The sequence below is a fragment of the Mycobacterium sp. DL genome (genome assembly GCF_039729195.1).
Classification (GTDB): domain Bacteria; phylum Actinomycetota; class Actinomycetes; order Mycobacteriales; family Mycobacteriaceae; genus Mycobacterium; species Mycobacterium hippocampi_A.
The window spans coordinates 5314627-5328331 of record NZ_CP155796.1 but is presented as its reverse complement, the minus strand read 5'-3'; the positions used below and the strand labels follow the sequence as shown (position 1 = coordinate 5328331).

Sequence of the window (13705 nt, the reverse complement as noted above, 5' to 3'; positions counted from 1 at the left end):
TTCAGGTCAGCGGCGCGTGACGTCGAATGCCTCGTTGCACACCACTGCATGCACCGGGCCGTCGAACTCGGCCTTGGCCTCGCTGATCACGTCCTCGCGGGACGTCCACGGCGGGATGTGGGTCAGCAGCAGTTCGGCGACACCGGCCCGGGCGGCGGCGCGCCCCGCTTCGGTGCCCGACAGGTGCAACCTGGGCGGCCGGGACGGCGAGTGCGTCCAGGATGCCTCGCACAGGAAGACATCGGCACCTCGAGCCAGATCGATGAGAGCGTCGCAGTAGCCGGTGTCGCCGCTGTAGACGAGAGTCGCGCCCGACGGATCGGTGATGCGCATGCCGTAGGACTCCGTCGGATGGCACACCAGCCGCGGCAACACCGTCAGCGACCCGATCTCCACGGGCTGGTTGTCCACCCAGTGCCGGATGTCGAAGATGTCGGTGAAGTCGTCGATCTCCCCGCCTTCGGGCGAGGATGCCGAGCCCAGCCGTGCCCAGGTGTTGGCGGGCCCGTAGAGCACTCCGCGCTCCGGCGCCGGCGACGGGTGGTAGCGCCGCCACACAAAAAGCCCAGGCAGATCCAGGCAGTGATCAGCGTGCAGATGGGAGAGCAGCACGTGCACGGAGTTGGGATCCGCGAACCGCTGGAGCGCGCCGAGCACGCCGCCGCCGAAGTCCAGAACCAGGGGTGGGGTATCGGGGGCCGTCACCAGGTATCCCGATGCGGGCGAATCCGGCCCGACCACACTGCCGGAGCAACCCAGTACGGTGATTCGCACGCTCACTAGCTTGCCATGCCCACGATGGGCATGACGAAAACATCGCCGCTTTGGCCGGCGAAGATCAAGATCGAGTGCCCAGGTGTTGCTGAACCGGCCGGACCCCGTCGAGGGTGGGGCCGAGGAACCGTGCGGCGAGTGCGGTGAACGCCTCGGGGTCGCCGGTGGCCTCGAACACCCGCTTCGGCGGCGGTGCCGCGGCGTCGGGATGCGGCCTCAGCAACTCGTTCTCCGTGAGCACCCGCAGGAGGTCCTTCGCGGTTTCCTCGGCACTGGACACCAGGCTCACGTTGTCGCCCATCGCCAATTGGATCAGGCCGGACAGCATCGGATAGTGCGTGCAGCCGAGAACCAGCGTGTCCACCTCCGCGCGCTGCAGCGGTTCCAGATACCCCTCCGCCAACCCCAGCACCTGCCGGCCGCTGGTGACACCCCGTTCGACGAAGTCGACGAACCGGGGGCATGCCACCGCGAACACCTCGATGTCGCGTGCCGCGGCGAACGCGTCCTGATAGGCGCCGGAGGCAATCGTGGCGGCGGTGCCGATGACCCCGACGCGGCCGTTGCGGGTGGATCGCACTGCGCGCCGCACCGCGGGCAGGATCACCTCGATGACAGGCACGGGCGCGTAGCGCTCCCGCGCGTCGCGAAGACAGGCCGACGATGCCGTGTTGCATGCGATCACCAGCGCCTTGACCCCCCGCGCGGCGAGGTCGTCGCCGATCGTCAGGGCATGGGCCCGGATCTCGGGAACGGTCAGCGGCCCATAGGGTCCGTTGCCGGTGTCACCGACGTAGATGATCTCCTCGTGGGGCAACTGGTCGATCACGGCCCGCGCGACGGTGAGCCCGCCGACACCGGAGTCGAAGATTCCGACGGGCCGCAGCGCGTCGGGATTCATGCACCCAGGGAGGGCGGCCGGACCGGGCGCCGCAACGCCCGGGTCTTTCGCTCCGGCCCGGAGAGCAGGTACGCGGCCAGGACACCGGCGATGGCCCCGCACAGGTGACCCTGCCAGGAGACGCCGAACGTCCCCGGTAGTACGCCGAGCAGGATGCTGCCGTAGATGAAGAGCACGACGACGCCGACGACGATCTCCCAGATCTTGCGGGTGAAGAACCCGAAGACGATCAGGAAGGTCAACCAGCCGAAGATCAGACCGGACGCGCCGATGTGGTTGGTCTCCACCACCACGCCGTTGTAGGTCGGTGCGCCCACGTTGCCGATGAGCCAGGTGCCGACACCACCGAGAACCCAGATGATCGCGGTGGCGAAGAGGAACCGGGACAGGCCCGCCAGGGTCATCAGGAACCCGAGCACGAGCGCCGGACCCGTGTTGGCGATCAGGTGCTCCCAGTTCGAGTGCAGCAGCGGCGCGACGAGGATTCCTGTCAGACCATCGGTTTCCAATGGACGAATCCCGTTGCTGTCCAGACGATGTCCGGTCAGCGAGTCGAAGAGCTCGATCACCCAGAGCAATACGACGAACGACACGATGGTCAGACCGCCGACCAGCCAGACCGGGCGCTTCTGAGACCCCGCGGGTGGTCCGGCCATACCCGGATACCCGCCGGTGCCCGTCAAGCCCATAGTTGCCCTTCCAATGCGTCCTCTGCATCGTCCAGGCTACCGGTGTACGCACCGGTCGACAGATACTTCCATCCGGCATCACACACGGTGAACGCGATGTCCGCGCGCTCACCGGCTTTCATCGCCTTCGCGGCCATACCGAGCGCGGCGTGCAGGATCGCCCCGGTGGAGACGCCCGCGAAGATCCCTTCGGTCTGGACCAGCTCGCGGGTACGCCGGATCGCGTCGTAGGAGCCGACGGCGAACCGGGTGGTCAGCACGTCGGGGTCGTAGAGCTCGGGGATGAAGCCCTCGTCGATGTTGCGCAGCGCGTAGACGCCCTCGCCGTAGCGGGGTTCGGCCGCGACGATCTGGACACCGGGCACCTTCTCACGCAGGTACCGTCCGGTGCCCATCAACGTGCCCGTGGTGCCGAGACCGGCGACGAAGTGGGTGATCTCCGGTAGGTCCGCGAGTAGCTCGGGTCCGGTGCCGTCGTAGTGCGCCGCGGCGTTGGAGGGGTTGCCGTACTGGTAGAGCATCACCCACGAGGGATTCTCGGCGGCAAGCTCTTTGGCGCGCGCCACCGCGGTGTTGGAGCCACCTTCGGCCGGCGAATAGATGATCCGGGCACCGTAGAGCTCCAACAGCTGACGCCGCTCGATCGAGGTGTTCTCCGGCATCACGCAGATCATCCGGTAGCCCTTGAGCAGCGCGGCCATCGCCAGCGAGATCCCGGTGTTGCCGCTCGTCGGTTCCAGGATCGTGGCGCCGGGCTGCAGCAGGCCGCCCTGTTCGGCGTCCTCGATCATCCGCAGCGCGGGCCGGTCCTTGATCGACCCGGTCGGGTTGCGGTCCTCGAGCTTGGCCCACAACCGGACGTGGGGCGACCCGTCCTCACCCCCGTTCCACGACGGGGACAGCCGCTGGAGCCCGACCAGTGGGGTGTCACCGAGCGCGTTCAGCAGCGAGTCGTAGCGGGTCATCGGGCTCCACTCACCCGCCGGCGACGGCGGGCAGAATCGTGACCGAGTCCCCGTCGGAGATCTCGGTGTCCATGCCGCCGGAGAAGCGGACGTCCTCGTCGTTGACGTAGATGTTGACGAACCGGTGCAACTTCTCGCCGTCGACGATGCGCTCGGTGATTCCCGAGTAGTTGGCTTCGAGGTCGCTGATCACCGCGGCCAGCGTGCTGCCGGAAGCGCTGACACGCTTCTCGCCGCCGGTGTGGGTGCGCAGGATGGTCGGGATCGAGACGGTGACGTTGGCTGAATCGGGCACAGGGGTTTTCTCCTACTCAGTACTGCTCGACGATGGTGACGGGTTCTTCGGTGACGACGCCGTCCACGATGCGGTAGCTGCGCAACTCGTGCTCGTCGGGGTCACGGGTGGACACCAGCACGTAGTGGGCGTCCGGTTCCGAGGCGTAGGAGATGTCGGTACGACTCGGGTAGGCCTCGGTGCCGGTGTGTGAGTGGTAGATGACGACCGGAACCTCGTCCGCCTCGTCCATCGAGCGCCACACCCGCAGTTGCTCGCCGGAATCGAATCGGTAGAACGTCGGCGAGCGCTCGGCGTTGAGCATCGCGACGAACCTCTCGGGACGGTCGGCTCCCTCGGGCCCGGCGATGATGCCGCACGCCTCGTCGGGATGGTCGGCGCGGGCATGGCTGACCATCGCGTCGACCAGGTCGGCACGAATCGTCAACAACGCGTGATCCCTTCCCGAAATTCGTTCACTCGAACGCTCCCGGCAACATCGAACGGTATGTCGGTATTCCAGCCACCGCTTCTGCGGCCAGCACGCCGACGAGCACTGCACGGGCCAGACAGTCCGCTGCGGCGGCACCGACCGCGGTGATCAGGGGCACTTCCGGCGACATCGACGCCGGTGTGGTCGGGTCCGGATCGATCTCCATGGCACCGGTGGCGAGTGCGAACACCGTGTCGCCGTCGAGCGGGGTGTGGCACGGCAGGATGGTGCGCGCCAGACCGTCCTGCGCGGCGACGGCCATTCGCCGACAGCCTGCGGGGCTGAGTGCGGCGTCGGTGGCCACCACCGCGATGGTGGTGTTCAACGGACTCAGCTCGCCATGGCGGTCGGCGTAGGCGGCGAGCTCGTCGGCAGGCGGGCGCTGCAGCCCGAACTCGTCGATCTGATACGCCAGCCAGGGCAGGCCGGTGTGGGGGTCGACGACGTCCCCGGCCGAGTTCACCACGACCAGCGCTCCGACCGTCACCCCCGACTCGAGCGTCACCGAAGCCGTCCCGACACCGCCTTTGAGCACGCCGGCCCGCGCGCCCACCCCGGCGCCGACGGTGCCCACCGGAACATCGGTCCCCGCGCGCGACGCCGCCAGATATCCGAACTCCGCGTTCGGCCGGCACTGCCAACCCCCGACGGGCAGATCGAAGATCACCGCGGCGGGGACGATGGGGACTACGCCGCCGTCCATGGCGACGCCGCGTTCCTGCTCCTCGAGCCAGGTCATCACCCCGTCGGCTGCGGCGAGGCCGAAGGCGCTGCCGCCGGAGAGGACCACCGCGTCCACATGGCGCACCGAGTTGCTCGGGTCCAGCAGGTCGGTCTCCCGGGTACCCGGCGCGCCGCCGCGTCCGTCGACAGCGCCGACGGTGCCGGGAGGCGTCAGCACGACCGTGGTGCCGGTCGCCCAGCCGCTGCCGAGTTGCGCGTCGCTGTCGAGTCTGTGGTGGTGTCCCACGCGGATACCGGCCACATCGGTGATCGCGCCGACCACTACCGCGAACCACCCATCAAGCTCAGCACCAGATACTCCTGCAGGAACGTCAGCCACTGGTAGACATCGAGATGTCCGGCCATCGGATGGTCGGGCGGCAGCCGTTCGGGGATGTCGGCCCCGACATCGAGCATGGTGCCCAGTGCCAGGCGCACGTCGTTGACGGCAGACGCCCAGGAATGCGCGTCGTCCTCGGTCAACTCGAACTTTCCCCCACCGCGTGGAACCGTGTCCAGAAGTCGTTGCGCGGCTTGATTTTTGGCATCGATGATGGCGGGCTCATGCAGACCGCGGAGCGCACTGTTGAGACTTTCCGCAGGACCCGATCCGGCGGGGTGCTCTGTTGCCGGTCGGTAGAAGTCGGGTAGCAGGCGCTTCATCGTATCGTCTTGTGGCGGAACCGAATTGCCGGTTCGTATGCCGGTCATCTCGGCGAGTTCGTCGACCGGCGCGGACGACTGGCGGTCTTCGAGCATCCCGACCAGCGAAGTCACCAGGCTGCTCAACAACTCCGCCTCGTGCGCGTCCAGGGCCGACCGGAACCGCGGGCCGTCGGCGCTTTCCACCCGTTTCCATTTCCGCACAGCCGGCTCAACGGTCCTGTTGCAGCGTCGCCCACAGACCCGCGGCGTGGAGCTTGGACACATCGACCTCCATCGACTCGCGACTACCCGCCGACACCACTGCCTTGCCCTCGTTGTGGACCTGCAGCATCAGTTTCGTCGCGTGCGGTTCGCTGTAGCCGAACAATTTCTGCAGTACGTACGTCACGTAGGTCATCAGATTCACCGGATCATCCCAGACCAGGGTCACCCAGGGAGAGTCCGTGGCGACGTCTTCTTCGGGAACAGTGGCGACGTCGTGATCCTCGCGGGTTCCCGGACGGGCCTTCGCCGGCGTGACCATGGGCCAAGAATACCGGGGACGTCATGACGCTTCGAAGGCGCTCCGAACCGATACGGTTGGACGGTGAATGGATCGCCCCGGGCTTCGTCCCCGGGTCTGCCCGTATCCCTGCTGACCGACAAGTACGAACTGACGATGCTCGCCGCGGCCCTGCGGGACGGCACCGCGCATCGTCGGGCTACGTTCGAGGTCTTCGCCCGCCGGCTACCCGAGGGGCGTCGCTACGGCGTCACCGCCGGCACCGCCCGGTTCGTGGAAGCGTTGCAGGCGTTCGTGTTCGACACCGCCGCGCTCGACTCACTGAAGGACTTCCTGGACGCCGACACGCTGGAGTACCTGGCCGGATACCGGTTCGCCGGCGACATCGACGGCTACCCGGAGGGTGAGGTGTACTTCCCCGGCTCCCCCGTGCTGTCGGTGCACGGCACATTCGCCGAATGCGTGCTGCTCGAGACGCTGGCGCTGTCGATCTTCAATCACGACACCGCGATCGCCTCGGCCGCCGCCCGCATGGTCAGCGCCGCGGACGGACGCCCGCTGATCGAGATGGGCTCACGGCGCACCCACGAATGGGCGGCGGTGGCCGCGGCACGGGCCGCCTACCTCGCCGGGTTCACCGGCACGTCGAACCTCGAGGCCAATCGCCGCTACGGGGTACCCGCGCTGGGCACGAGCGCGCATGCCTTCACGCTGCTGCACACGGTCGCCGGCACCACACAGTCGGACTGGGAGAAGGCGGCGTTCGCGGCCCAGGTCGACGCACTTGGTGTGGGCACCACGTTGCTCGTGGACACCTACGACATCACCGCGGGCGTCGCCAACGCCGTCGAGGTCGCGGGCCCGCAGTTGGGGGCCGTGCGCATCGACTCCGGCGACCTGGGCGTGCTGACCCGACAGGTACGCGACCAACTCGACCGTCTGGGAGCCACCGACACCCGCATCGTGGTCTCCGGCGACCTGGACGAATTCGCCATCGCGGCGCTGCGCGCCGAGCCCGTCGACATCTACGGCGTCGGGACGTCGGTGGTCACCGGATCGGGCGCGCCCACCGCGAGCATGGTCTACAAACTCGTCGAGGTCGACGGTATCCCCGTCGAGAAACGCAGCAGCCACAAGGAATCCCACGGCGGCCGTAAGCGCGCGCTACGGCTGGCCAAGGCGTCGGGCACCGTCGTCGAGGAGGTCGTCTACCCGGCTCTGCAGCCGCCACCCACCACCTCCGAGCTCACCTCCCGGCAGCTGACGACCCCGCTGGTGCGCGGCGGCGAGCCGATCACCGACCTCGATCTGGGACCTGCGCGCGAGCGGGTCGCGAAGGCGTTGCACAGCCTGCCGTGGGACGGCCTGAAGCTGTCCAAAGGCGATCCGGCGATTCCGACGCGGATGATCCCGCCAACCCGCAGCGGCGGGTGAGGACGAGTGGCTGACCGAGCGGCCGAGGTGACCGAACTGCTTGCGACGGCGGTGACCGCGCTGGGCGGCGCCGAGCGCAGCGGCCAGATCGTGATGGCCCAGGCCGTGGCGGACGCGTTCGAGCGCGGCGAACACCTCGCCGTGCAGGCCGGCACCGGCACCGGCAAATCGCTGGCCTATCTGGTGCCCGCGATCGCCCATTCCGTGAGCGACGATCGCCCGGTGGTGGTGTCGACGGCCACGATTGCGCTGCAACGACAGCTGGTGGACCGTGACCTGCCCCGGCTCGCCGACTCCCTGGTGGGGAAACTCCCCCGCCGCCCCGAGTTCGCGCTTCTGAAGGGGCGCGGAAACTATCTGTGCCTCAACAAAATCCACAACGGTTCGCAGTCGGGTGCCACCGAGCCGGACGACATGCCGCAGGACGAACTCTTCTCGCCGGTCGCCGCCAGCGCCCTGGGGCGCGACGTGAAGCGGCTCATCGAGTGGTCGTCGGACACCGAGACCGGCGATCGTGACGAGCTGACCCCCGGGGTCCCGGACCGATCCTGGTCGCAGGTCAGCGTGTCGTCGCGGGAGTGCATCGGGGTGTCCCGCTGCCCGTTCGGCACCGACTGCTTCTCCGAGCGCGCACGCGACCGTGCCGGCCACGCCGACGTCGTAGTCACCAACCACGCCCTGCTGGCCATCGACGCCATCGGCGAGGCCAACGTGCTGCCCGAACACGACCTGCTGATCATCGACGAGGCGCACGAGCTGGTGGACAGGGTCACCGGGGTGGCGACCGCCGAGTTGTCCGCGGCGTCGCTGGGCATCGCACTGCGGCGCGCCGCCCGGGTCGTCGAACCCGACGTCGCCCAACGACTCGAGGGCGCGGCCGCGACGTTCTCCTCGGCGATCTTCGACGCCCGCGCCGGTCGCATCGATGTGCTCGATGAGGAGATGGCGAGCTATCTGACGGTGTTGCGCGATGCGGCCGCCAGTGCCCGAACCGGGATCGACACGGCGCCCAACGACCCGAAGACCGCCGCGGCACGCGCCGAAGCGGTCACGTCGCTCTCCGATGTCAGCGACACCGCATCACGAATACTGGACTCCTTCGTACCCGCCATCCCCGACCGCGGCGACGTCGTGTGGGTCGAACACACTGAAACGTCCCGGTCAGTCGCCCAAAGTCGCGCGATGCTCCGCGTGGCTCCGCTGTCGGTGGCGAATTTGTTGCGCGCCAGCTTGTTCGGGCGCTCGACAGCAGTCCTGACATCAGCGACGCTGACGATCGGAGGCAGCTTCGACGCGATGGCCTCGGCGTGGGGCCTCGACCGCCGCGAAGGATCCGATCAGACGTGGCGCGGGCTCGATGTGGGGTCGCCCTTCGACCACGCGAAATCCGGCATCCTCTACGTCGCAGCCCACCTGCCGCCCCCCGGGCGCGACGGCACCGGTTCCGCGGAGCAACTCGACGAGATCGCCTCCCTGATCGCCGCGGCCGACGGACGGACGCTCGGGTTGTTCTCCTCGATGCGCGCGGCCAAGGCGGCTGCGGAGATCATGCGCGAACGCCTCGACACCCCGGTGCTGTGTCAGGGGGACGACAACACCTCGACGCTCGTGGCGCGCTTCGCCGAAGACGAACAGACCTCGCTGTTCGGCACACTGTCCCTGTGGCAGGGCGTCGACGTGCCGGGTCCGTCGTTGTCGCTCGTCCTGATCGACCGCATTCCGTTCCCGCGCCCCGACGACCCGCTGCTGACCGCGCGTCAGCGCGCCGTCGCCGCGCGGGGCGGAAACGGATTCATGGCCGTGGCTGCCGGCCACGCCGCACTGCTGCTCGCCCAGGGCACCGGTCGGTTGCTGCGTCGAATCGACGACCGGGGCGTCGTGGCCGTCCTGGACTCGCGGATGGTGACGGCGCGCTACAGCGGTTTCCTGCGCGCGTCGCTACCCCCGTTCTGGGCGACCACCGACGGGGCGTCGGTGCGGGCCGCGCTGCAGCGGCTCCGCGCTCCGGACCAGCCATCCTGAGGGACGTTCGGCGTGCGAGACGCGCGATTCCCGTGGGGGGTTCACTATCCTGAGAGCGACGTTCCGGTACGGGCCGCCCAGGCCGCCGAGTGACCTCCGAAAGGCGGCGTCCATGAGTCGACGACACCTCGTGGGCGCCGCGATCGCGGCGTGCTCGGTATTGATCGGCACCGCGTGTTCGGCCACGTTGCAGGGCAACCCGGTGTCGGTGTTCGACGATCCGTTCAAGGTCGCCGGAATGCCGGCCACCGACGGGCCCACGGGCTTGCGGGCCAATGCCGAGGGTCCGTCCCGCGATGTCGAAGGCACCGACGGCGGCGCGATGGACCAACTGGCCGGCAGCTCGATCAGCGACATCGAGCAGTACTGGGAGGGCGCCTACCCGGATGCGTTCGACGATGACTTCATTCCGGCGAAGGCGTTGGTCTCCTGGGACGCGAGCGGCTTCGACGGCGAATTCTGCGGGGATGGCACCTACGGGTTGGTCAACGCGGGGTTCTGCTACACCGACCGCACCATCGGCTGGGACCGCGGTGAGCTACTGCCCAGCTTGCAGCGCGCCCACGGCGACATCGGGGTGGTGATGGTGCTCGCCCACGAGTACGGCCACGCCGTGGCGCGCCAGGCCGGGATCTCCACGCAGGGCACACCGACACTGGTCGGCGAGCAGCAGGCCGACTGTCTTTCCGGGGCCTATATGCGCTGGGTCGCCGAGGACAGTTCGCCGCGCTTCAGCCTGAGCACCGGCGAGGGGCTCAACAACGTGTTGGCAGGTGTCATCTCGTTTCGGGATCCGCTGCTCAACGAGGATGATCCCGACGCGGGCTACGACGAGCACGGCTCGGCCTTCGAACGGGTCTCGGCGTTCCAATTCGGCTTCTCCGACGGCCCGTCGGCGTGCGCGGCGATCGACCTGCGCGAGATCGGCCAGCGCCGCGGCAACCTGCCGGTGCTGCTCCCCACCGACCAGACCGGAGAGCTCCCGGTGACCGAGGATTCGGTGCGCTCGATCGTGGACGCCATGGGCATCCTGTTCGAGCCTTCCGATCCCCCGGCCCTGAGCTTCGAGGCCGCCGACGCCGAGGACTGCGCCGACGCGCGTCCCAGCCCACCCGCATCGTTCTGCCCCGCCACCAACACCATCGTCGTCGACCTGCCGGGTCTGGAGGAGTTGGGCGCCCAGGACGAGCAACGTGACGGTGCGGACCTGGCCACCGGCGACAACGTCGCCTACTCGGTGCTCGTCTCGCGGTACATGCTCGCGATCCAGCACGAACGCGGTGGCGTGCAACTCGACACCGCCGCGGCGGCGCTGCGGACCGCGTGCCTCACCGGGGTGGCCACGGTCAAAATGAGCAAGGACGTCACCACCCCCGACGGGAACACCATCGCGTTGACCGCCGGCGACGTCGACGAGGCGGTGTCCGGGATTCTCACCAACGGGCTGGTGGCCAGCGACGTCAACGGCGAGTCGGTGCCGTCGGGCTTCTCCAGGATCGATGCGTTCCGGGTCGGTGTCGTCGGTGACACGGAACGCTGCTTCAAGCGGTTCCGGTGAACCTCACGCGAGCGTGACGAGACCGAGCTCGTTGTCCCCGGCGAGCAGCCGGTGGTGGGGCAGCACCCTGATCGTGTAGCCGACCGGACCGGTGATGGACAGCGGTGTCGTCGCGGTGAAGATCGTGTTGCCGCTGTCGGCGGTACCAGCGGACCCCATCGGCACGGTGACGGGTTCGACCAGGACATCTCCCGAGTCGACGCGCCCGAGCACCGCCTGCACGGTCACCTCGTCGGGCCGTAGCCCGGCCAGGTGGATCTGCGCGGCCAGCGTCAGCTCCGATCCAAGCAGCGGCGTATCGGGGAGCCCTGAGCTGTCCACATCGGTGATCTCGATCCGAGGCCAGGCGCGCTCGGCACGGTGGCGGTAGTCGGCGAGTTCACGGGCTGAGCCGAAAGCATCGCTGAACTCCTCGGCGCCGGAGAGCCCCGGCTCGATCGTCTTCCGCAGCGACCGCGCCGCCGGCACGTAGTACTGCTCGGTGTAGTCGCGCACCATCCGCGACGCCAGCACCTTCGGCCCCAGGACCTGCAGGGTGTGGCGCACCATCTCGACCCACCGTGTCGGGACACCGCGGTGGTCGCGGTCGTAGAACGTCGGCACCACCGAATGCTCGAGCAGCTCGTAGAGTGCGGATGCCTCGAGATCGTCGCGCCGCTCCTCGTCGGCCAGCCCGTCGGCGGTCGGGATCTCCCAGCCGTTCTGGCCGTCGTACCACTCGTCCCACCAGCCGTCGCGGATCGACAGGTTCAGCCCGCCGTTGAGCGCGCTCTTCATGCCGGACGTGCCGCAGGCCTCGAGCGGGCGCAACGGGTTGTTGAGCCACACATCGCAGCCGTAGTAGAGCTCTCGGGCCATCGACATGTCGTAGTCGGGCAGGAACGCGATGCGATGACGCACCTCGTGGCGGTCTGCGAAGCGCACCACCTGTTGGATGAGCGCCTTGCCGCCGTCGTCGGCGGGATGGGACTTGCCCGCGACGATCAACTGCAGGGGCCGGTCCTCGTCGAGGAGCAGCTTCGTCAACCGCTCCGGATCCCGCAGCATCAACGTCAGACGTTTGTAGGTCGGCACCCGACGGGCGAATCCGATGGTCAACACGCCGGGGTCGAAAGCTGTTGCGATCCAGCCGAGTTCGGCCTCGGCCGCACCTCGTTCCAGCCACGAGCGACGAACCCGGGCCCGTACGTCCTCGATCAACGCCTCACGCAGTTGCGAGCGGATCGACCAGATGCGAGCGGGATCGACCTCCTGCATTCCCTGCCACGTCCCGGGTTCCCGCAACGAGGTCAGATCAGCACTGCCCAGCACCTCACGACCCAGCTCCATCCACTGCGGCGCCGCCCAGGTCGGCGCGTGCACGCCGTTGGTGATCGAGCCGATCGGCACCTCCGATCGATCGAATCCGGGCCACAGATCGTTGAACATGCCGCGACTGACCTGCCCGTGCAGCAGGGAGACACCGTTGGCCCGCTGCGCCAACCGCAGCCCCATGTGGGCCATGTTGAATTTTGCCGGGTCGTCCTCGGCGCCGAACGCCACGATTCGGTCCACAGGCACGCCGGGCAACAGCCGCGAACCCGCGCCTCCCGGCTCCGGACCGAAGTACCGCTCCACCATCTCGACCGGGAACCGGTCGATGCCTGCGGGCACCGGGGTGTGGGTGGTGAACACCGTCGAGGAGCGGACGACGGTCAGCGCGGTGTCGAACTCCAGCCCCGCCTCGATCAGCTCACGGATGCGCTCCGCGCCCAGGAATCCGGCGTGCCCCTCGTTCATGTGGAAGACCTCGGGCGCCGGCAGTCCTGCGACCTCGGTGAAAGCGCGGATCGCCCGCACCCCGCCGATGCCGGCGAGGATCTCCTGGCGTATCCGGTGCTCCTGGTCGCCGCCGTACAGACGGTCGGTGACCCCCCGCAGCTCGTGTTCGTTCTCCGGGATGTCGGAATCGAGGAGCAGCAACGGAATTCGCCCCACCTGCGCGATCCAGATGCGCGCCGAGAGTTGCGCACCCTCGGGCAGTGCCAGCTCCACCAGGATCGCGTCCCCCGCTGCGTCGGTGAGCAGCCGCAGCGGCAGCCCCTGGGGATCCAGCGACGGGTAACTCTCGTGCTGCCATCCGTCGGCGGTGAGGGATTGTCGGAAATACCCCGATCGGTAGTACAGCCCGACGGCGATCAACGGCAGTCCCAGATCAGAAGCGGACTTCAGATGATCGCCGGCCAGAATTCCCAATCCCCCGGAATAGTTCGGCAACACCTCGGCGACACCGAACTCCATCGAGAAGTACGCGACGCCTCTGGGGAGCACCGAGGGATCGTGCCCGTCGCCCGGCGCACCGCTCCCCTCTGCCAGCTGCTGGTACCACAGCGGCCTGTCCAGGTAGTCCCGCAGTTCGGCCCCGAGATCGTCGAGTCGACGGACGAACGACTCGTCGGCGGCCAACTCCTCAACCCTCGCCGGGCTGACCTGCCCGAGCATCGCCACAGGATCGCATCCGACCTGCTTCCACAACTGCGGATCGATGGCCTCGAAGAGATCCTGGGTCGGCCTGTCCCAGGACCAGCGCAGGTTGACGGAGAGCTGCTCGAGTGCAGACAGCCGCTCAGGGAGGTGAGCGCGGACGGTGAACCGGCGGAGAGCTTTCACGCGCGCCCACCTTACTGACGATCCACGTGGTGCAGATCGGTTCGCACCATCCGGT

13 protein-coding genes are annotated in these 13705 nt (G+C 68.3%); 3 read left to right on the top strand and 10 right to left on the bottom strand.

Annotated elements, in window-relative coordinates:
• Positions 1-6: 6 nt before the first annotated feature.
• From ABDC78_RS25475 to clpS, 9 genes are read right to left on the bottom strand one after another with little or no spacing between them, the layout of a single operon-like run.
• Positions 7-780, bottom strand: a complete 774-nt coding sequence (locus ABDC78_RS25475) for a cyclic nucleotide-degrading phosphodiesterase (RefSeq protein ID WP_178357179.1) — start codon at positions 778-780, stop codon at positions 7-9.
• A gap of 58 nt (positions 781-838) precedes the next feature.
• Entirely contained in the window at positions 839-1675 is an 837-nt protein-coding gene (gene murI / locus ABDC78_RS25470; RefSeq protein WP_178357180.1) for a glutamate racemase, read from the bottom strand.
• Complete coding sequence (locus ABDC78_RS25465) at positions 1672-2364, bottom strand: rhomboid family intramembrane serine protease (protein ID WP_178357181.1); 693 nt, start codon at positions 2362-2364, stop codon at positions 1672-1674. Before ABDC78_RS25465 ends, murI begins: the two co-directional genes overlap by 4 nt.
• Complete coding sequence (locus tag ABDC78_RS25460; protein ID WP_178357182.1) at positions 2355-3329, bottom strand: cysteine synthase; 975 nt, start codon at positions 3327-3329, stop codon at positions 2355-2357. Before ABDC78_RS25460 ends, ABDC78_RS25465 begins: the two co-directional genes overlap by 10 nt.
• A 10-nt stretch (positions 3330-3339) precedes the next feature.
• Positions 3340-3624 (bottom strand): MoaD/ThiS family protein, encoded by a 285-nt coding sequence (locus ABDC78_RS25455; RefSeq protein WP_178357183.1) that lies wholly within the window; start codon positions 3622-3624, stop codon positions 3340-3342.
• A 16-nt stretch (positions 3625-3640) separates the two neighbouring features.
• The gene (locus ABDC78_RS25450) at positions 3641-4021 is read right to left on the bottom strand and encodes a M67 family metallopeptidase (protein WP_347133541.1); all 381 of its coding nucleotides are present in this window, start codon (positions 4019-4021) and stop codon (positions 3641-3643) included.
• 58 nt (positions 4022-4079) lie between these two features.
• Positions 4080-5102, bottom strand: a complete 1023-nt coding sequence (locus ABDC78_RS25445) for a P1 family peptidase (RefSeq protein ID WP_178357185.1) — start codon at positions 5100-5102, stop codon at positions 4080-4082.
• Complete coding sequence (locus ABDC78_RS25440) at positions 5102-5686, bottom strand: DUF2017 domain-containing protein (protein ID WP_178357186.1); 585 nt, start codon at positions 5684-5686, stop codon at positions 5102-5104. Before ABDC78_RS25440 ends, ABDC78_RS25445 begins: the two co-directional genes overlap by 1 nt.
• Positions 5687-5693: 7 nt before the next feature.
• Positions 5694-6008 (bottom strand): ATP-dependent Clp protease adapter ClpS, encoded by a 315-nt coding sequence (gene clpS, locus ABDC78_RS25435; protein WP_178357187.1) that lies wholly within the window; start codon positions 6006-6008, stop codon positions 5694-5696.
• A gap of 135 nt (positions 6009-6143) precedes the next feature.
• Here clpS and ABDC78_RS25430 point away from each other — a divergent pair, with 135 nt between their 5' ends.
• From ABDC78_RS25430 to ABDC78_RS25420, 3 genes are all read left to right on the top strand, one after another.
• Entirely contained in the window at positions 6144-7421 is a 1278-nt protein-coding gene (locus tag ABDC78_RS25430) for a nicotinate phosphoribosyltransferase (RefSeq protein WP_347133540.1), read from the top strand.
• Between the two features lie 6 nt (positions 7422-7427).
• Positions 7428-9443, top strand: a complete 2016-nt coding sequence (locus ABDC78_RS25425; RefSeq protein ID WP_347133223.1) for an ATP-dependent DNA helicase — start codon at positions 7428-7430, stop codon at positions 9441-9443.
• A 112-nt stretch (positions 9444-9555) separates the two neighbouring features.
• A complete protein-coding gene (locus ABDC78_RS25420) occupies positions 9556-11001 on the top strand; it encodes a peptidase (protein ID WP_178357188.1) in 1446 nt (481 codons plus the stop codon).
• Between the two features lie 3 nt (positions 11002-11004).
• Here the strand turns inward: ABDC78_RS25420 and glgP are convergent, their stop codons facing one another.
• Entirely contained in the window at positions 11005-13650 is a 2646-nt protein-coding gene (gene glgP / locus ABDC78_RS25415; protein ID WP_178357189.1) for an alpha-glucan family phosphorylase, read from the bottom strand.
• Positions 13651-13705: the final 55 nt, after the last annotated feature.